Annotated in this window: 16 protein-coding genes; 8 read left to right on the top strand and 8 right to left on the bottom strand. The window is 42.2% G+C overall.

Annotation, left to right across the window (positions count from 1 at the left end):
• Window positions 1-3: 3 nt before the first annotated feature.
• From QAI40_RS07280 to QAI40_RS07245, 8 genes are all read right to left on the bottom strand, one after another.
• A complete protein-coding gene (locus QAI40_RS07280) occupies window positions 4-3,141 on the bottom strand; it encodes an FAD-dependent oxidoreductase (protein WP_304511532.1) in 3,138 nt (1,045 codons plus the stop codon).
• Window positions 3,142-3,238: 97 nt separating this feature from the next.
• Window positions 3,239-4,390, bottom strand: coding sequence for a (Fe-S)-binding protein (locus QAI40_RS07275; RefSeq protein WP_299980254.1), 1,152 nt, complete (start codon window positions 4,388-4,390; stop codon window positions 3,239-3,241).
• Between the two features lie 4 nt (window positions 4,391-4,394).
• Window positions 4,395-4,940 carry a (4Fe-4S)-binding protein gene (locus QAI40_RS07270; protein WP_299980257.1) on the bottom strand — a complete coding sequence of 182 codons (546 nt, stop codon included), beginning with the start codon at window positions 4,938-4,940 and terminating at the stop codon, window positions 4,395-4,397.
• Between the two features lie 17 nt (window positions 4,941-4,957).
• Window positions 4,958-6,982 (bottom strand): aldehyde ferredoxin oxidoreductase N-terminal domain-containing protein, encoded by a 2,025-nt coding sequence (locus QAI40_RS07265; protein WP_304511531.1) that lies wholly within the window; start codon window positions 6,980-6,982, stop codon window positions 4,958-4,960.
• A 280-nt stretch (window positions 6,983-7,262) separates the two neighbouring features.
• Window positions 7,263-8,399 (bottom strand): 6-oxocyclohex-1-ene-1-carbonyl-CoA hydratase, encoded by a 1,137-nt coding sequence (gene oah, locus QAI40_RS07260; RefSeq protein WP_299980261.1) that lies wholly within the window; start codon window positions 8,397-8,399, stop codon window positions 7,263-7,265.
• Between the two features lie 176 nt (window positions 8,400-8,575).
• A complete protein-coding gene (locus tag QAI40_RS07255) occupies window positions 8,576-9,325 on the bottom strand; it encodes an SDR family NAD(P)-dependent oxidoreductase (protein WP_299980264.1) in 750 nt (249 codons plus the stop codon).
• Between the two features lie 21 nt (window positions 9,326-9,346).
• Window positions 9,347-10,459 carry a 6-hydroxycyclohex-1-ene-1-carbonyl-CoA dehydrogenase gene (gene had, locus QAI40_RS07250; protein ID WP_299980267.1) on the bottom strand — a complete coding sequence of 371 codons (1,113 nt, stop codon included), beginning with the start codon at window positions 10,457-10,459 and terminating at the stop codon, window positions 9,347-9,349.
• A 28-nt stretch (window positions 10,460-10,487) separates the two neighbouring features.
• Entirely contained in the window at window positions 10,488-10,658 is a 171-nt protein-coding gene (locus QAI40_RS07245) for a DUF2080 family transposase-associated protein (RefSeq protein WP_299980271.1), read from the bottom strand.
• A 642-nt stretch (window positions 10,659-11,300) separates the two neighbouring features.
• On the opposite strand from QAI40_RS07245, the gene QAI40_RS07240 reads away from it, so the two are divergent.
• The 8 genes from QAI40_RS07240 to QAI40_RS07205 all read left to right on the top strand — a co-directional run.
• On the top strand, window positions 11,301-12,296 hold the full coding sequence (locus QAI40_RS07240) for a TRAP transporter substrate-binding protein (RefSeq protein ID WP_299980274.1): 996 nt from the start codon (window positions 11,301-11,303) through the stop codon (window positions 12,294-12,296).
• 84 nt (window positions 12,297-12,380) lie between these two features.
• Window positions 12,381-12,875, top strand: a complete 495-nt coding sequence (locus QAI40_RS07235) for a TRAP transporter small permease (RefSeq protein WP_299980277.1) — start codon at window positions 12,381-12,383, stop codon at window positions 12,873-12,875.
• On the top strand, window positions 12,872-14,188 hold the full coding sequence (locus QAI40_RS07230) for a TRAP transporter large permease (protein WP_299980280.1): 1,317 nt from the start codon (window positions 12,872-12,874) through the stop codon (window positions 14,186-14,188). The genes QAI40_RS07235 and QAI40_RS07230 overlap by 4 nt, the downstream gene beginning before the upstream one ends.
• Before the next feature lie 168 nt (window positions 14,189-14,356).
• Window positions 14,357-16,654 (top strand): PAS domain-containing sensor histidine kinase, encoded by a 2,298-nt coding sequence (locus QAI40_RS07225; RefSeq protein WP_299980283.1) that lies wholly within the window; start codon window positions 14,357-14,359, stop codon window positions 16,652-16,654.
• Window positions 16,651-18,066 carry a sigma-54-dependent transcriptional regulator gene (locus tag QAI40_RS07220; protein WP_299980286.1) on the top strand — a complete coding sequence of 472 codons (1,416 nt, stop codon included), beginning with the start codon at window positions 16,651-16,653 and terminating at the stop codon, window positions 18,064-18,066. The genes QAI40_RS07225 and QAI40_RS07220 overlap by 4 nt, the downstream gene beginning before the upstream one ends.
• Window positions 18,063-19,013, top strand: a complete 951-nt coding sequence (locus tag QAI40_RS07215) for an ABC transporter substrate-binding protein (protein ID WP_299980289.1) — start codon at window positions 18,063-18,065, stop codon at window positions 19,011-19,013. Before QAI40_RS07220 ends, QAI40_RS07215 begins: the two co-directional genes overlap by 4 nt.
• Window positions 19,014-19,260: 247 nt before the next feature.
• Complete coding sequence (locus QAI40_RS07210; RefSeq protein WP_299980292.1) at window positions 19,261-19,689, top strand: hypothetical protein; 429 nt, start codon at window positions 19,261-19,263, stop codon at window positions 19,687-19,689.
• A gap of 23 nt (window positions 19,690-19,712) precedes the next feature.
• On the top strand, window positions 19,713-20,039 hold a 327-nt coding region (locus QAI40_RS07205), incomplete at its 3' end, for a TAXI family TRAP transporter solute-binding subunit (protein WP_304511530.1).

Here is a 20,039-nt window from a genome sequence, read left to right as displayed (position 1 = left end):
GTCCTATGCCTCTTCAAGAACCGCATCCATTTGTTCTATGATATCTTCATGGGTAACTGCCGCATCAATCTGGCTTATGAGCGCATCATCGGTAAAATGCTTTAGGCTAATAGCATTTGTTGGACATTTTGCATTACACAGACCGTCTCCTTTACACAGAATCGGGTTCACAAAGGCTTTCTTACCCTTTGGTGTATCACGGAATTCAATAGCATCATAGGCACACGCTGTAATACATGCGCCGCATGACACACAATCGCACTCAGTTACTTTGGCTACAGAACCGGATGCTATGACCGTATCTTTTGATAGAAGTGTTAAGACCCTTCCGGCAGCGCCATACGCCTGGTTAATCGTTTCCGGTATATGTTTGGGATAGTGAGCCGTTCCACAAAGAAAAACGCCATCCGTAGCAAACTCAACCGGTTTTAATTTAACATGGGCTTCTTTGAAAAAGTTATCCGGGCTCAAGGTTACCTTAAAGTGGCTGGCTATTTCATTGGTTGATTCAGTGGGAATAACAGCGGCAGCCAGAGAAAGAACATCGGCAGTAAGTTCAAGCCGCCGGCCTAAAATGGGATCAGGAACGGTTACCCGTATAATGTCTTTACCACCCTCTTTGGCCGCTTCCACTACAGGCTTATCTTCCGGCGTATAACGGATGAAACGTACGTCATTCTCTGAGGCTTCCCTGTAAGAATCTTCCCTGAACCCATAGGTTCTCATATCCCTGAAAAGGATATAAATCTGCATCTCGGGATTTTTCTTTTTGAGTTTCAAGGCGTTCTTTACGGCATGACTGCAACATACCCTGCTGCAATAATTTCTGTCTTCGTTTCTACAGCCAACACATTGGATCATCACCAGACTTTCGGCATTAATGACCGTTTGGTTTCCTTTGGCAATCTCTTCTCCCAGCTCAAGGTGGGTGAAGACAGAATCGTTTTCCCCATAAAGGTATTCGGTAGGCTTATATTCATCAGCACCTATCGCAAGGACGGAGGCACCATGTTTTATTTCTTTGATCCTTCCCTCGGTTTCCAGGATGGTGGTAAAATTGCCCAGATAGCCTGTAACACTTTTAATAGTGGCTTCATGGGATACATGGATTAAGGGATTCTGATAAACCTGGCGTATCACGTCATTCAAATAGGCTTGAACATCCAGGCCTTCCAGGGTCGAATGAAGTCTTCGCGCCATTCCACCTAAGTCTTTATTCTTCTCCACGAGATGAACCTCATGTCCCTGTCTGGCTATGGAGAGTGCACAGGTCATGCCGCCTATACCGCCACCAACCACTAAGGCCGCTTTGTTTACCGGCAGATCAAATTCCTGTAAGGGTTCCAGTTGACTGGCGCGTGCTACTGACATCCGGACGATATCCTGTGCCTTTTGGGTGGCCTCTTCCTTTTGCTTGGCATGAACCCAGGAGCACTGTTCTCGAATATTGGCCATATCAAGGTAATATTGATTCAACCCGGCTTCTCGAAGGGTATCCCGGAACAAGGGTTCAAGGGTCCTGGGGGAACAGGCAGCAATGACAACCCGGTTGAATCCTTTTTCTATTGCCAGGTCTGTTATTTCCTTGGCAGAATTGGTTGCACATGAAAAAATTTGATCTGTGGCGTAGACAACATTGGGTAAAGTTAAGGCATAATCAACTGTGGAGGGCACATTGACAACACTTGAAATATTGGCCCCGCAATGACAGACAAAAACGCCTATCTTGGGCTCTTCGGCGGAGACATCCCGCTCGATCGGATAAACTCTTTCTTTGGCCAGCTTCCCCCGCCTGTAGTTAAGAAGTTCACCAATTTGAGAACTGGCACCGCTGGCGGTAAAAACCGACTCAGGAATATCTGTCGGGCCCTGGAATGCGCCGCTGACAAAAACGCCGGGTCTGTTGGTCTTGATCGGATTGGTAGAATCTGTTTTACAGAATCCATGTGAATTAAGCTCGATTCCAAATTTTTCTGAAATCTCCTTGTAAGCCGCCGGCGGATTCAATCCAACAGATAATACCACCATATCGAATTCTTCTCTTTTTACACCATCATCGGAAGTCGCATATCTGACAACAACATTCTTGCTGTCAGGGATCTCTTTTTCGATGGATGCGTAGCTTCTGATGAATTCAACCCCGGGCAGTTGTTCTGCTCTTTGGAAGAATCGTTCAAAATCCTTGCCAAAGGAACGAATATCGTTATGAAATATGGTACACTCGGCATCTTCGTAATGGTGTTTTGTCAAAATAACCTGTTTCTGGGTATAGGTACAGCACACGCCTGAGCAATAGCTGTTATCCCCTTCGGTTACCCGTCTTGAACCAACGCATTGAATCCAGGCTATTTTTTTGGGATGCTTCTTGTTAGAGATACGCAGGACCTCGCCTTCGTAAGGACCTGTGGAGGATAAAAGCCGTTCATAGTCCATACTGGTGACAACGTTCTGCATCTTCCCATAGCCATATTCATCCTTCACTGAAGGATCAAACGGCGTAATACCGGAAGACAGAATGATCGCACCTACATTTATGTCTGTTTTCCGGGGCGTTTGTCTGAAATCTATGGCGCCTGTCTTACATACGCTGCTACAGATATCACATTTGTTCTCTTTAAGTCTGAGACAACTGTCATCAATATATGAAACAAGGGGAATTGCCTGGGAAAAATATACATGCACGGCTTTATTCTGGGATATTCCCTGGTTAAATTTATCAGGATATTCCACGGGGCAGTATTCTACACAGGTTGTACAACCCGTGCATTCGTCCTCGATAATGTATCGGGGTCTTGTTTTAAGCGTTATCTTAAAATCACCTTGTTTCCCTTCTACAGTCTCTACTTCACTAAATGTCAGAATCTCTATGTTTGGATGCCGGCCGACCTCGACCAGTTTTGGAGAGAGAATTCACATCGAGCAGTCATTTGTAGGAAAAGTCTTGTCAAGCTGGGCCATGTGGCCGCCAATGCTCGGTCCTTTCTCAACCAGATAAACCTTGAAACCCGCAGTGGCGAGATCAAGAGAGGCTTGAATACCGCTGACCCCCCCGCCAACAACCATTACGTCTCCAAAGTTTTTGTCTCCAAGATTTTTAGAAAATTGCTGAATTACTTCTTTTGGTAATACATCGTTTTCCACTTTCTATCTCCTCATCATATATTTAGTGCTCGCCCGAAAACCGTCAATTTTTCCGATTACTGCGTTGGGCTCAGACCACTTACTCAAAATCATTTTTCTAAAGCATCTCACTGATAATCTCTGTGATGTCTTTGACTTCCAGGACATCTTCATATTCAAGATTCAGGCGGCTTTCCTCAAAGTTGGTAATGCAGTATGGGCAGGATGTCGCAAGAACCTGGGCCTCAACCTCTTTTGCCTGTTTCAGTCTGATATCGGAAAACCTTTCTTCCTGGGGTGTGTCCATCCAGATCCTGCCACCGCCGCCACCGCAGCAAAGGCTGTTCTTGCGGGAATTTTCCATCTCAATCAGTTCCAAACCGGCTACCTTGTTTAAAAGATCCCGAGGTTCGTCGTATACATTATTATGCCGGCCAAGATAACAGGGATCATGAAAGGTTACTTTTTTCGGGTATTCTCCTGTTAGTTCAAGCCGTCCTTCATTAATCAGCTCAAGGAGATATTGGGACATATGAATAACCTCAAAGTTTACCATAAATTCGGGATATTCATTTTTAAAAGTGTGAAAGCAATGGGGGGAAGAAACAATGATTTTTTTTACGCCATTATCAATAAAGGTTTTGATATTTTCTTTGGCCAGATTTTTGAAAACTTCCTCACTGCCTGTCTTGCGTATGCTTTCTCCACAACAGCTTTCCTTGTCACCCAGTATCCCAAAATTTACCCCGGCTTTTTTAAGGATATTGGTTGTGGCGATTGCTACTTTTTTCATCCTCGGGTCATAGGAAAGATAGCAGCCAACGAAATATAAGGCTTCCATTCCCTCTGTGTACGTTTTTACAGACAGATCTTTAGCCCAGTCAGCCCGCTTTTTTCGGTCTCCCTGCAAGGGGTTGCCTTCAGAAATCAGGCTTGCCCGAGCCGTACGGGCGGATTTGACAGAGGCGGGGAAAACTTCATATTCCGTTGCCACCCTTCGCAGGGCTACGCTGATATCTATCTGTTTGACGCCCCTCGGGCACTGCTCAGGACAGATTCCGCAGGTTGTGCAGCGCCATATATCTTCGCTTTCAATTTCAGTCAAACCAAAGGCAACCTCCCGGATCAGCTTGCGCATGCTAAAGGGTCGAACCTTATTCCACGGACAAACAGTATCGCACAAGCCACACTGAAAGCACATTTTAAAGACTTCTCCGCCGGCCTCTTTTATCTCATCTATTACTTCTATGAAGGGGGCTATAGTTTCCACTGATTTAGTCCTTTTCATTCATTCGGACAACGGCATCCATTATCTTGTCCATACCATATTTGTCTGCCAATGATTCCAACCCGATCTCCAGATCTTCCTGCTCCACCTCTTCTTCCATTTCCTCTTCTCTTTCTTCCAGAATCAACGCATCATGCAGGCACCACTTAACACACAAAGGCTCTTCTTCACCTTCACACATATCGCATTTTAAGGGCAAGCCTGAATCAGGCTCTTTGAACTCGTCCCTGGATGGGCAGGAAGCCCTGCAAAAAGAACACTCGTCGTATTCCTTCCCGTCAATGGTGTATTTGTCTCTGCCGGCACATTCCGCAACAGTATATTCTCCTGCATAGACAGGAACATAAATATCTCTTAAGGGATCACGAATGATTCGGATACGGGATCTTGCCGGATTATTGCTGCTGTATTTGGGAGCAGCGTGAAAGGCGGAGCAGATGACTTCACATGCCCGGCAGCCATTGCATTTATCAACATCAATTTTTATTGTCTTAATTATTTTCTTTTTTTCATCAATTTTATCAACAGTCAAGATTCACGCCCTCCACTCTATTTTTTCTCTTTTTCAGCCATTGCCTCTTCGGAAGAAGTATCTTCGAAAGGCGAATCTTCGCCGTCCGTTAAGATCCCTCTCTTTACAAAGTCTTCGGCCACGTAATCCAAACCCAGTTCATGTAAGGACTCTTTAGTCGGAATACCATCATTGTTCCACCCTTTATATTGGTAATACGTATCTAAGAGTTCCTTTTCAAGCTCGGGAAATCTTTTCTTCCAATGATCAGCTGGTGGTACTTCATCTTTTCTTCTCATGCCTCTTCTTATATTGTTGGCTCTAACTAAGGTTCGATACCTCTTGGCTGCTTTAGTCAGTTTGTCCTGATCCATTTCTAACCCGGCACCTGCGGTGATAAATTTTGGAAAATTGTGCATATGATAGGGAGGTTTAAGATGAAATGAAGAAAGACCGGCACACATACCGAGAGCATCATCAATGTAATGCATTTTTTCCTGCCAGTCAACAATCTCACAAGTCATTTCAACAGTTGGATAGAAAGGCGTTACGTTTTCTTCGCCCCTCATTTCCCAGTCCAGAAAATATTGTTTGAATTTTTCATCCGGCACCTGGAACCAGTCCTTTACAAACTTTTCTCTATGCTCTCTTTTTGGGAAAGGCGCCTGGGGAAATTGTCCTTCAATCTGTGTAATATTCATTTTCTCGCCGGTACAATACATCAGATAATAAATGGGATTCATCATAAACAATTTAAGAGGCAACTGCTCAACCTTCTTAATATTATTATGGGCGTATTCCTCGGCACCGTTACCTATCTCTTTAGCTGCCCAATGGGTACCATTTGCCAGAGTATCCCCTATTCCTTCCCGTCGAACAATCTTGTCCAACAGATAATAAAATCTGCCTTCAGTATCAGCCGGCATTTCAGGGAAATCTTTATCTGTCAAAATCCCATCTTCTAAAAGCTCAAGAGCAAAGGCCATAACCTGGGGAGTTGAGTACCCATCCAAGCCATATTCCGTTGCTTTCTGAGCAATTCTTAAACCAAATTCCAGATTTGAAAAAGCTCCCATTGTATAGGTAAGTTTTGTAAAGCATTTCATCATGTATGTGGGTAGTCCAGGCAAAGAAAGTGTTGCGCCGCATTTCATGGGGCAATTATAGCAGGAAATCAGCCGTGTACGGGCGCTTTCCAGCGTCTCTTTCCACTCCGTTGCAACCTCCTCTGTCCAAAAATCTTTTCTACGGGTACGAGAATTTCCCCATGAAAAATTTTCAGTGTGCCATTTTTCATCATGCACAGCCATCTCCTGGGGTGACCCGAGTCTGGACAAAATGGCCATAACCCCTGGGATTGGATTTTCTTCTCTAAATTTTATATATTCCAGTACTTCATTGCAAAGTTCTATATATTTTTCAGGGTCAGCAACATTAATATCTTTTGTTCCGCGGACTACAATGGCCTTTACCCCTTTGTCTCCCATAACAGCACCTATTCCGCCTCGGCTGGCACTGGATCTGCCCTGCTCAATGGAAGCATAATAAACCCTGTTTTCACCGGCCATGCCAATAGCAGCCACCTGGGCTTTGGACTCATTCAACTCCTTCTTAAGAATTTCACCAGTTTCAATGGCTCCTTTACCGCTCAAATGAGAGGCATCCCGTATTTCGACCTTGTCGTTATTTATATATAAATAAACCAGGTCAGGGGACTTGCCGCGAAGGATCACTTTGTCATAGCCAGCATACTTTAATTCCGGTGCCCAAAACCCCCCCATCATTGAAAATACCATTAACTTGGTCTGAGGAGAAATAGTGGTAACAATGGTACGATTACAACCGGTTGCAGGTGTGCCGCATAAAAGACCGGCCCCGAATATGAGTAAATTATCAGGAGAAAAGGCTTCAACTTCAGGTCCAACCCTGTCCCATAATATCTTGGCGTTGGTACCTAGACCCCCCAGATAAAGCTCGGTATCTCTTGGATCGGTTGCGACTTTCTCAATGTTTCCCCGGGTTAGGTCTACTTCTAAATTAAACCCTGTCTCTGCATACCTCATTTTTTTCCCCTTCTATATTACCTGAATCCATGGTATTCTTTTAATACCGAATACAAAATCACTCTTGGCGATAAAAAAATTACCTGCGCCGTCCGGTACAATGTGATTATATATAAGCTACATAATAACTATGTGTCAAGAGGAAAAATGGGCCTTATAAACCAGAGCATTGCTCTTTCCATTTTATTACCACCCTAAAATAATTTATGGTCCAAAGTCTGATACAGACCTTGAACCATAAATTATGTAACTTATTTATCAATTATTTCTGATAGTATTTCTATTCTTGGGGTTTACCCATAACTTCAGCAAACATTTCATCACTCCACATCTTGGAATCAGCAACGTTCTGGCGGAATTTAATGAAGTCGATTGTATCCTGACCTGTAATTTTCTTGGTATTAAATGCGCCAAATCCGAGGAATGCTTCCCCGGACATATTTGCAGCAAGCCAGTGTCTGTGATCATTCTTCATGGTATCCCAGAAGAATTTCTTTTTCTGACGGATACCGTCAATGGATTTAATCAGACAGCCAGGGAACAGGTTGGCAAACTTCCAGATAACATTATTGACTTCTTTGTCAAGAAGTTCAAAATCAGCAGTGGCCTGATGCTGTTTAAGAATTGCCCGGCCATCTTTGAAGTCCTGTCCTGATTTGTATTCGCCGTAAACGATCTCACCGTCATCAATATATTTATCCGTAATAATGGTTGGGTTTCTCACCCATTCTCCATCAATTTTCAGAACCGGGACAACCTTGGAGAGCATCCCTTTTGCTTTCATTTTGTAAGAAGACCACATCTCACAGGATACGCAGTTCCACATGGCATCTTCTGCCGTCAGGAACCAGGGAAGAAAATCCGAAGATCCACCGGCAGGTGCGGAGCCATGCCTTGGGCCTGCCTGACCAAAAATAGCAAGATCAGAAGATATTGCGATATCACATGCCAGGCCGATTTCCTGGCCACCGGCAACCCTCATGCCGTTAACCCGGCAGACAACGGGTTTTTTGCAGGCAAGGATAGAATCAACCATGTGGTTGAACAGCTCCATGTACTGGCCGTATTCATCACATCTTTTTGAATAAAATTCCGAATATTCCTTTGTGTTTCCACCCGTGCAGAATGCATAGGGGCCTGTGCCGGTAAAAACTACGGCAACAACACTTCTGTCAAGAGAAGCATTTTCAAATCCTGCAATTACACCCTTTACCATGTCTGTGGTATAAGAATTAAACTGTCTTGGGTTATTCAAGGTAATCCATGCAACAAACAATTTTTCTGTAACATTTCCCTTTGGATCTGTTAATGGTCTTTTCTCATATATTACGCATGGTGCTTCTGTTCCCCAATGGGGATTTCTGTGCAAAGCATGATCCTTAATCTCGTTTTCTCTTGGCATCCACTCTAAAGCCATATTTAGCTCCTTATATAATATTTTTATTTATCTTAAGTGCCTGACGGAAAACCTGAAAATTTTTGTGAGTACAAGACGGGCGATAATTTTAACCGGAGGAATATATTAAGTATTTTGAGGATTAAAATTTGAGCCCAACGCAGTAATCGGAAAAATTAGCGGTTTTCATTCGGGTACTATCCTATATATCCGCCGTCAACACCCAGTACCTGACCTGTGATATAACTTGCATCATCAGAAGCAAGAAATACAAAGGCCGGGGCAATCTCTTCGGGCTCTGCAAATCTGCCCAGCTGAATTCTGCCTTCATAGATTTTTCTTAATTTCTCATCAGTCTGTAGTTTGCCCGTCATTTCAGTCTTTGTAATACCGGGACAAATGACGTTTACATTGATACCATATCTGCCAAGTTCCCGGGAGGCTGATTTTGTAAATCCTATGATCCCGGCTTTTGCAGATGCATAGTTGATCTGGCCGACGGTTCCGAAAATACCGGCGGTTGAGATCACGTTAATAATTTTGCCGTATTTTTGTTCTTTCATGTGGCGGCCTGCTGCCTGGGTGGTATTAAAGGCTGCTTTTAAATGGATATCAATAATGGCATCCCAGTCTTCTTCCTTCATTTTAAGCAGCATGGAGGGTTTGGAAACCCCGGCATTATTGACAACAATATCAACACCGCCCAGCTGTTTTACGCATTCTTCAACCATATCCTGTGCGCTTTTATAGGAGGCAACGTCTGCTGCAACTGCAACACCTTTACGCCCAAGTTTTTCAATTTCAGCCACAGTCTCTTTTGCAGCAGCATCATTGGAATGGTAGTTTACCAGGATATCTGCCCCTTCTTTTGCATACATCAGGGCAATGGCTCTTCCGATTCCGCGGCTTCCACCGGTAACGATGGCTTTTCGTCCTTCTAATTTCATCTTTATCATCCTTTAAAATTATTAAAAATCAGGTACAAGTACAATCCTCTGATCAGGTGATTTTTTATGGGCTTCATCAAAGCTTTCAACAATGGTGCTCATGGGCCTTGTCTGTACAAATTCTTCAAAATTGATTTTCCCGCTGGTAATCATGCTCAGCACAGAAGGATAGTATTCCGGCAGGCATCCCCAGGAACCAATGAGTTCTGCATCAAATGCCATGAGTCTTGAAATGGAATATTCAACCTTGTGGGGACCGAAACCCACAACAACCATTTTGCCTGTAAAGCTTAAAAGAGCAAGTCCAAGTTCCTGGCCGGGTTTGCTGCCGGAAACTTCAAAAATTTTCCATCCAGTAGAAGCAAGTCCATTTTCCTTGCGATAGGCTTTCATCTCCCCGGAGATCTCTCTTGGGGTTTTGCCCATTGAATTAACAACAAAATCCGCACCATTTTTCAACATGACATCAAGGCGCTCCTGGTTAATATCAATGGCAACAACATTTGCCGCACCCAGAGCTTTAAGGACCTGAACCATGTATTGTCCCACACCGCCGACACCAATAACAATAGCATTGTCACCCACCTGAACATCAGCTCTTTTAGCCGCCTGAAAAGGAGTTGTTGCAGCATCTGCCACAACTGCCAGTTTTTCAAGAGAGATGCCTCCGCGGTTTTTCACTTCGCAAAGATCAATGGCAGGAACAGGAATATGACTTGAGAATCCACCGTAAATCCCCATGCTGTTGCCCGGCATCTTCTGAGCAAGACATCTGTTTCCCCTGCCTGTCTTGCAAAGATAGCATTTTCTGCAGGGCATGACCGCCGGGATAATAACTTCTTTTCCATTCCAGGCTTCCACATCACTAGCTGCTGCCACAACGATCCCGGAAATTTCATGGCCCAATGTTAAAGGGGGTTTATTCACAGTGGGAACACCATAATAAAAATACCCAAGATCCGTGTGGCAGACACCACAACCGGCTACTTCAACCAAGACCTCTCCGGGGTTAAGTTCAGGAACATCAATCTGTTTTTTTTCAAGTTTCCCAGGGGTGGCCTCACCGGTTTCCCTGTCTTTTCTAAATGGGGTTACCATTTGCCAGGTCTGAATTTTATCTGGTACATTTGCCATCTTATACTCCTTATTATATTAAATTATATTAACATTTCACCACTTTAACTTTTATGCCGATCCATTCAGGCGGCAGATAAACCCTTCCACTGTTACCGCTTGAATTAACAGTTTTTTCGATAATTTCTTCACCATAAATTTCAAATTTCACCTTGCTGCGAGAGTAACTTTCTTCACTTTTTTCATCATCAATCGCCATGATGTTAAACTCCTGTTTACAAAGCAGCTATACAACAATAGTATATTTTAGCTATTACTTAGATATTTTATAGATACATTACAGCTACACGTCAAGAATTTATTTTTAATTTTTTTTAGTGCCGATTGTCATCTAAACAAATAAGGGAGAAACACTGCTTATTTTGAAAAGAGGAGAAAATCAAGTCACTTAACTTAAAATAATATTTTATATTGGTTGATATATCAACTTCCTACAAACACATTCTTTTGATTAAAAACGCCAATGCCTGTTGAAATACAGCTGATTTGGGATTTTTCCAACATGGATAGCAAATAATCGTACTATAGCCGTGTGTCTTATTAAATTTGAGCCGCCCAAATACCGTGAGCCCCTCGCATTAAGGGGATGGTTGATATATCAACCACATAGGCTTCCTTTTTATTTTCCAAAACGAACTTTTTTTCTTGACATGGTTTCTTTATTTTAAATATAGTTACTTAACATAGCTGATTTATAGTTACATTGTAATACTATTAATAATATTGCAATGAAAGGAGGTGAAATCCCCCTGGGCAAAATACATGGCGGCATGGTTTAAATTATAGAATCCCAAGGTAGTTTTTGGCTCCATTATAAACTTTTTTTTAGGAGGTCAACAAAATGAAGAGAATTACGTTTCTGAGTTTTTTAATTTTTTGTTTTAGTACAATTTTTGCTTTCAATGCAACAGCTAAAACCCAACTTACCTATGCTAATTTTTTCCCCCCCACACATATTCAAAGCATACTTGCACAAAGCTGGTGTGATGAAGTAGAAAAAAGAACCAATGGTGAAGTCGTTATTAAATATTTTCCTGCAGGAACCCTTACAAAAGCCCCACAAACTTATGATGGTGTTGTTAAGGGTATTGCAGACATCGGCATGACTGTTCTTGCCTATTCAAGGGGTCGTTTTACTGTGGCATCCGCCATTGACCTTCCCCTGGGTTATAAAAACGGCGTACAGGCAACTGCCGTTGCCAATGCTGTCTTAAATAAATTTCAACCCGAGGAATTTAATGATTCAAAGATCATGTTTCTCCATGGTCATGGCCCAGGGCTTATCCATACCCGCGACAAAGCCGTCTCTACCATGGCGGGCCTGAAGGGTCTTAAACTCAGAAGTACCGGAACCAGCGGTCTTGTCGCCGCTGCCCTTGGTGCATCTCCTGTTGGTAAATCCATGCGAGAATGCTACCAGATGCTTCAAAAAGGTGTTGTCGATGGCTCCCTCCATCCCCTTGAATCCAACAAGGGGTGGAAATTAGGCGAAGTTGTTCATTATCTGACAGAAAATTATTCAACTGCCTATACCACCACATTTGCCGTATTTATGAACAAAGACAAATGGAATAAATTGTCTCCTGCTACGCAAAAGGCAATCAAAGATATAAACGCAGAATGGTCTGCCAAACACGGCGAAGCCTGGGACGAAGCAGACAAATTGGGTCTTGAGTTCTTTAAATCTAAAGGCGGAAAAGTAATTAGCCTTTCTGATGCAGAATCCAAAAAATGGGAAGCTGCTGTTGCTCCGGTAATTGATGGGTATATCAAGAAAGCGAATGCAAAAGGTATTGATGGGAAAGCGGTTGTGGATTTCATCAAAGCGAATATGTAATATTTAAATATTCATTCACAATAAATGACCGGGTTTGATCAAACCCGGTCATTTATTGATAGTTTAATTTTTAAGCAGGCTATTATGAACAATCTCTCCAAAACACTGGACAAATTTTCCGATCTGTTAAAAATCATCGGCGTGTCTGCCCTGACCGCCATGATGCTGTTGACTGTTGTTGATGTGATCGGTCGTTTTTTCAAGCATCCCATATTCGGCTCTGTTGAGCTTGTCGGTTTTCTGGCCACTCTTGTTGTGGCCGCGGCTTTGCCTTATACTTATAAGGTGGAAGGGCATGTTGGTGTAGAAATACTGGTCCGGCTGCTGTCTAAAAAAACACAGCTTATCATTGATCTTTTCACCCGAACCTTAAGCCTTTTTCTGTTCTGCCTTGTGACCTGGCAGATGTTTCTTTATGCAAATGATATACGTGAAACAGGAGAAGTCTCCATGAACCTGGAATTCCCCATTTATTACATTATATACCTGCTCGCTTTCGGTTTACTGGTCTTCTCTGTTACCATTATAGAGACTATTTTAAAAGATATAAAGCAATTGAAAGAATTAAAAACAAAATGAGTCCAACAATTATTGGCATCATCGGTATAGTCATCATGATCCTCATGTTTCTGACAAGAATGCCTGTTGCATTTGTTATGGCCATAGTCGGCTTTGTTGGATTCAGCACCATGGTTACACCCAATGCCGGCCTGGTTCTTTTGTCCAGAAATGTGTATGACGTCTTTGGATCATACGATTTAACAACAATCCCTTTATTCATCCTCATGGGGCAGTTAGGGTTTAACTCGGGAATCAGCAAGCGTCTTTATGACGTCGGCTACAAGTTCATGGGAAGTACCAGGGGGGGGCTTGCCATGGCAACAGTATCCGCGTGCACAGCTTTTGGTGCGGTCTGCGGATCCAGCCCTGCAACAGCAGCAACCATGGCAACGGTGGGTCTTCCTGAAATGAAACGCTATAATTATGATGATGAACTTGCCACAGGATCTGTTGCATCCGGCGGCGGAATCGGTATGATCATGCCCCCCAGTGTTGTCCTGATCATTTACGGTATTTTGACAGAGCAGTCCATCGGTCAATTATTTGTTGCCGGAATTTTCCCGGCCCTGCTTGTTACTATATTATTTATCATTACAATATATATCCGTTGCAGTATTAATCCGGAACAAGGCCCTTGCGGTGAAAAATTTACATGGGCAGAAAAATTCAAGGCATTGCTGGGTCTTGGTGAGACACTGGCAGTATTTATACTTGTTATCGGCGGTATTTTCATCGGTCTTTTTACACCGACGGAAGCGGCCGCAATAGGTGCTTTCGGTATACTTGTCATTGCAATAATAAGAAAACAGATCACCTGGGCTGGATTTATCAAGTCTCTGATGGAAACTTTGAGAACCTCGTGCATGGTCATGATGCTCATTGCCGGTGCGGTTATTTTTGGAAAATTTTTAGCCGTCACAAGAATTCCTTTTGAAATTGCCGGCTGGGTCAGTGAACTTCAAATGGCACCGTTCCTGGTCATGGCGATCATCATTATGATCTATTTCATCGGTGGCTGTTTTATGGATGCCCTGGCTTTTGTCACCTTAACCGTACCCATTTTCTTCCCGGTTGTCATGGAACTTGGATATGATCCCATCTGGTTTGGCATCATTATCGTTATGGTGACTGAAATGGGGGTTATCACACCCCCGGTTGGTATTAACGTATATGTCGTCTATGGGGTTGCAAAAAATGTACTGGATCAGGAAATCCCTTTGGAAAAAATATTCAAAGGTATCTTCCCTTTCCTTATCGCTGTTGTTGTCGGTGTAATCATCCTGATCATCTTTCCAAAAATCATACTGTTTTTACCCCAACTCATGTATTGACCTTGCAAGGTTGAAAATTTATTGTTTTCAACCTTTTAACATATTGAAGCCCTCTATTTTGATTTATATCAAATAGAGGGCTTTTTTAATTGACTATCCCTGGGACAGGTAGTAACCAAACTATATAGAGGCACACTTGACAAGCTTAAAATACCATGGGGGTGTTACTTGAAAAGCAATTTTTTTTCACTGGATTATCTGTTTTCCAGCATCCGCTCAAAGTTTATTGCCATCTTTGTCATTTTAGGTTTGATGCCGCTGATTATTGTGGGGTTCTTTGCCTATAACAGTGCATCAAACGCACTCTTATTACAGACCAGCGAACAATTGGGCAATCTTGCAGACAAAACCGCCCAACAGATTGATACGTTTTTCGAAGTCGTTGAAAAAGATATAGATCTGCTGTCAAATTTCCCCTTTATTCAGCTTTCTTTTCTCCAGTATGAATTTGGTCAAAAACTTGATACGGCCAAAAGACTTATGGAAGAATATGAACAAAAGAACCAATACTATAAACAGATTCACCTGATCAATCTTCAGGGCAAATCCATATTAACCGTCCCCCGGGACAGCAATAAAAAATCCGGCTTGTTTAATACCCCTGACTGGTTCGATACCGCGCTTGAAAAAGACATGTTTTTATCAGACATCATCATGAATGAATCCTTTGCCGATTCCTTTTTGATCCTTTCAAAAAAGGTGTATGATTTTGAAGATAAGACAAAACCTGTGGGGATCCTTGTCTTTGAAATCAAACTGTCCTCCTTTACCTTATTTGTGTCAAGTTTAAAAATCGGCACCCAGGGGTATTCTTTCCTGATCAATGACAAAGGATATCTCATATACCATCCGGATCAGAGTCTCAATTTAAAAAACACCTTTCTTGAAAATGAAGATGAAAAACTTGCACACATTATAAAAAAAATGGAGTCGGGAGAACGCGGGTTTGGAGATTACCTTTTTAAAAAAAGAAAAAAATATATAGTGTTCACACCGTGCAGGATTAAAAACTGGAGTGTGGGCATTACATTGCAACACTCAGAATTTATGGCTGATATAATTAAACTTCGGCAGAGCATGATGACCTTCAGCGCCTTGATCATTACCCTGATTATTTTTGTTTCACTCCTGTTTGTAAAAAGCCTGACCCAGCCCATCAGCCAATTGATCACAGGTGCCAGGGCCATTGGAGCAGGAGATCTGGATCAGACAATCAGAGTGGAATCATCAGATGAACTCCAGGGACTTGCAAGAGAATTCAACAAGATGGCTGCCAGGTTAAAAACAAGTATGCAGGAGATTGTTGAGCTCAAAACATTTAATGATGATATTTTCAGAAGTGTGTCCAGCGGTATTATTACCGTGAACCGCAAAGGAGAGTTAACCTCGATTAACAAAAGCGCCCAAAAAATCTTATCATTCTCCGGGCGTATTGGCAGCAAGGACCAGGAAAACATTCCTGCCGGCATAAAAAAAGCCCTGGCTCTGTTAATGTTGACCCTTGGGAAAAAAGAAAAAATAGGACACCAGGTTCTAGATTTTTTCGATCAACAAGGCGAACCTGTTTTCATTGAAATCAACACCTCTTTGCTCAATGAGAGTGGAGGCAAAGTCATCGGTGCCATTGCCGACATCAGAGATGTTACCCTTAGAAAACGAATGGAAGAATTGATGATGAGGGTTGATAAACTGGCCTCTTTAGGAGAATTATCTGCCGGGATTGCCCATGAGATCAGAAATCCCCTTGCAGGGATGAAAACAAGTATCCAGGTATTGGCAAAAAAATTGACGGACCCCTCACAACTACTTCTCATTGAAGGGGTTTTAAGCGAGATAGACCGGCTCAATGAAATTGTTACGGATCTTTTAAAATTCTCAGGCCCTGCCCCTTCCTTTCCTATACCTATGGATATCAAAATTGTACTTGAAAAGACCCTTGATCTTTTAATGGAAAAAATAAAAAAACTGAATATCAAAATTGTTCAAAAATATGATCATGAGATCCCAAGTGCCTTCCTTGACAGGGAACAAATTCAACAGGTATTTTTAAATCTGATGCTGAATGCTGTGAATGCCATGCCCGGGGGCGGCACCCTGACCATTTCTATCAAGAGGATAATGGACCAGGAGAGAATCAAGGAAAAAATTGCCCAGTCCTTTGATCCAGGCTTCTCAATGGAAAATGAATATATGGCCGTCTCTTTTACGGATACCGGTTCGGGAATAAAAGAAGAAAATCTCTTAAAAGTATTTAATCCCTTTTTCACAACCGATCCCAATGGTACGGGTTTAGGGCTTTCCATCGCCCATAAACTTTTAGAAAAAAATAATGCGTATATTTATATTGACAGCAAAGAAGGCAGGGGGTGTCGCGTCACCCTGATTATCCCCATGGCTGATGAATCCCGAGGTACTTTGTCTGAACCACCTTTAAAAAAACCAAGTAAAAAGGAAGTAAAAACATGACACAAGAAAGAGTTTTAATTGTCGATGATGAAAAAATTCTTTGCCGGTCATTAAAAATGGACTTTGAAGAAGACGGCTACCTTGTAAAAATTTCAAACAGTGGAGAACAGGCCCTTGAAGTAATTTCAGATTTCGATCCTGCTGTTGTGCTTCTGGACTTAAGACTGCCGGGAATAAATGGAATCGAGGTCTTAAAAAAAATCAGGGTATATAACCCTGAGATTGCCGTGATTATCATGACAGCATTCGGAGACACAAAAATCACGGTTGAAGCGGTCAAATGCGGGGCTTTTCACTTTATCAACAAACCCTTTGAGCTGGAAGAATTAAAAAAACTGGTGGGGCAGGCCATTAAGGGCCAGGTACTAAAAAGGGAAGTTGAATACCTGAGGTACCAGCAGCGCAAGATATACCGGTTCTGCGACCTTGTGGGCCAGAGTGATAAAATGATGGAGATATACAAACAGATTGAAATCCTTTCCAAAACCGATCATACCACTGTGCTTGTCTTAGGAGAGAGCGGCACAGGCAAGGAACTTGTTGCAAGTGCAATTCATTTTAAAAGTAAAAGAAAAAAAGCCCCTTTTATGGAAATTAACTGCGCCACTCTACCGGAAAATTTAATTGAAAGCGAACTTTTCGGGTATGAAAAAGGGGCGTTCACAGATGCAAAACAGTCCAAAAAAGGGCTATTGGAGATTGCAGACAATGGGACTGTCTTCCTTGACGAGATTGCAGAAATGTCCATGTCTATCCAGGCCAAACTGCTGACATTCCTGGAAAAAAAACAGTTCAAACGGCTTGGCAGCGGTAAGGATATTGAAGTGGATGTCAGAATCATTGCCGCTACAAACCAGGACCTTATAAAGGCAATTGAAAAGAAAAAATTCAGAAATGACCTTTATTACCGTTTAAATGTTGTTTCCATTCATGCGCCTCCTTTAAGGGAACGAAAAGATGATATCCTGGCGTTGAGCAATTACTTTCTGGAGGAATTCTCCAGAGATATGGGAAAGATTCCCAAAACCCTGCTGCCTGAAGTTGAGGACATCTTTAATGCCTACCCCTGGTATGGCAATGTCAGGGAACTAAGAAATGTCATTGAACGGGCTGTTATATTCTGTAGGGGAGATACGGTTGATAAAAGTCTTCTTCCCCGGGAAATACTCGAATATAAAAAATCTGGAATTCCGGAATTAAAATTTCAGGGCCCGACAAATCATGCCCAGGGAAAAAAGAGTACTCCCATTGATACAGTATTGTTAGAAGTTGAAAAACAAATCATTGATGATGTCTTAAAAAAGACAAAAGGAAACAAGACCCTGGCGGCCCGCCTGCTTGACATCAGCCGGCATTCCCTGACACGCAGGATAAAAAAATACCAAAAGGAAAACAAAAGGAAGGGTAAATGATCCGTTTATTTTTCTTTATCCCATGTATTTTGGGTCTGTTTTTTTTTATTATTGCTCCCGGACCCCTCTTTGCAAAAGAGTACTGCATTGCAATGATTACGTGGCGCGGTGAAACAATTGCTGAAAAAGGCTTTATTGATGAACTGAATAAAAGCACTTATGACATAGTATTGACCAAATATAATGCGGATCAGGATAATTTTCGACTCCAAAAAATCATAACACAGATTCAAAGCAACCCGGTCGATATCATCTATGTTTTTGGCACAACAGCTACCAAGTCTGTTTTATTGAGGATTAAGGATACGCCTGTTGTTTTTAATATTGTCAGCCGCCCGGTTGGATCAGGAATCATTGCCAGCTGGGAGAGCTCCAAAAATAATGCCACCGGTGCCAGCAACAAGGTATCAGTAATAAACCAACTAAAGACCTTAAAAAAAGTCATTAATTATAAAAAACTGGGAATCATTTATAACCCCAAAGAGCAGAATTCCATTTTTCAAAGAAACAATGTAAAACGGCTGGAAAACCTGCTTAATTTTTCTCTCAAAGAATATAGAATTTCCCGGAAACAGGACATTTTAAAAATTCTGCCCCAGATGAAAGACAACGTTGACGCGGTTTTTCTCCCGGCAGATTCCATGATAAAGTTTTTGGGGAAGGAAATCATGGAAAAGGTAAACGGATACAAGATACCGTCCCTGTCTTCAGTCGGGAGCATGGTTCCTGAAGACTCTGTCCTGCTGGGCTTTGTCCCTAAATATTATGAACTGGGCAGAATAGCGGCCCAAAAAGCCATACTGATTTTAAACGGGAGGAACCCTTCGGATATTCCCTCTTCTGTCCTTGATCACTATCATATTTCAGTGAATATGAAGACTGCCAGAATAATCAATATCCAGATTCCCATGTCCCTTCTTGTCATGGCCAACCAGATTGTCAGATAATAACACTCCCTTGAAAATGAATAGAATTCGGTAAAATGTGCGGTTTTCGCCCGAAAAGTGCGGAACAAAACCGCACACTTTTCTTATCCCTACCCTGTTTATCCCCTCTCCCCCATGAATAACTTATTGAAATAACGACATAAAAAAAAATAAATGCCCTCTGGCACCATGATTGCAGTTATTTATAAAGTTATTGCCTAAAACGGGGTGCACTAAAATCCATCAATTATTAAATAAGGAGAATCTTATGAATCAAAGTAAAATTAAATTTTCATGGTTATTGCTAATTTTCGCAGCAGGTGTGCTTGCCCTGACCGGATGTATGACGGTAACTCCCAAACCAGGAGAAGTCTTTTCCTGTGCCAAAGATTCAGATTTAAACAAGATAATTGCGCCTGAAGCCTCTTTGGAAAATTTTTCATGTGTTATTAAAAAATGGGCTGGTGCAAATACGCTTCATTTTAATGTAGCCGTCAAAAACATCAGTAATGAAGACCAGCGGTTCAAGGTCAATATTTTTCTTGCAAACGGCAAGGCTGTCGGCGGACTACTTCCCAGAAAAATCAAGAAAGGTTTGATAAAACCAGGAGAAACTGCAAAGTTCACATATCCGGTACAGAATGTGATTGCTGCACCGGGAAAAATCGATCTGATCATCAAAACCATGAGCAAATAATTTAAGATAAGGAGATTAGCCCAATGAAACGAACGCATATTATTCTATCCATTATATTTTTAGCCCTGGTTTTTACAGGGGTGGCTATTGCAAAGACAACCTTTATCAGCATCGGTACAGGCGGAACCGGCGGCGTTTATTATCCATACGGCGGTGGTGTAGCTGAAATCTGGTCAAAGAATGTAAAAGGAGTAAAGGCGGTTGCCGAAGTAACCGGTGCCAGTGTTGAGAATGTAAAACTGGCCCATAAAGGAGAAACCGTGATTGGTGAGGTTATGGCTGACACCGCCATAGCCGGATATGAAGGGCTGTCAAAATTTAAAGGCAAAAAACACAACATTCTTTCAATG

The organism is Desulfobacula sp., from assembly GCF_030611305.1.
Taxonomy (GTDB): Bacteria; Desulfobacterota; Desulfobacteria; order Desulfobacterales; family Desulfobacteraceae; genus Desulfobacula.
This window is presented reverse-complemented; position numbering and strand designations above follow the sequence as displayed.

Bases quoted from the DNA above. Each gene is read 5' to 3' on its own strand.
- QAI40_RS07235 (WP_299980277.1), top strand. From the start codon at position 12,381: ATGAACAATCTCTCCAAAACACTGGACAAATTTTCCGATCTGTTAAAA.
- QAI40_RS07210 (WP_299980292.1), top strand. From the start codon at position 19,261: ATGAATCAAAGTAAAATTAAATTTTCATGGTTATTGCTAATTTTCGCA.
- QAI40_RS07215 (WP_299980289.1), top strand. From the start codon at position 18,063: ATGATCCGTTTATTTTTCTTTATCCCATGTATTTTGGGTCTGTTTTTT.
- QAI40_RS07220 (WP_299980286.1), top strand. From the start codon at position 16,651: ATGACACAAGAAAGAGTTTTAATTGTCGATGATGAAAAAATTCTTTGC.
- QAI40_RS07230 (WP_299980280.1), top strand. From the start codon at position 12,872: ATGAGTCCAACAATTATTGGCATCATCGGTATAGTCATCATGATCCTC.
- QAI40_RS07240 (WP_299980274.1), top strand. From the start codon at position 11,301: ATGAAGAGAATTACGTTTCTGAGTTTTTTAATTTTTTGTTTTAGTACA.
- QAI40_RS07245 (WP_299980271.1), bottom strand. From the start codon at position 10,658: ATGGCGATTGATGATGAAAAAAGTGAAGAAAGTTACTCTCGCAGCAAG.
- QAI40_RS07255 (WP_299980264.1), bottom strand. From the start codon at position 9,325: ATGAAATTAGAAGGACGAAAAGCCATCGTTACCGGTGGAAGCCGCGGA.
- had (WP_299980267.1), bottom strand. From the start codon at position 10,459: ATGGCAAATGTACCAGATAAAATTCAGACCTGGCAAATGGTAACCCCA.
- QAI40_RS07265 (WP_304511531.1), bottom strand. From the start codon at position 6,982: ATGAGGTATGCAGAGACAGGGTTTAATTTAGAAGTAGACCTAACCCGG.
- oah (WP_299980261.1), bottom strand. From the start codon at position 8,399: ATGGCTTTAGAGTGGATGCCAAGAGAAAACGAGATTAAGGATCATGCT.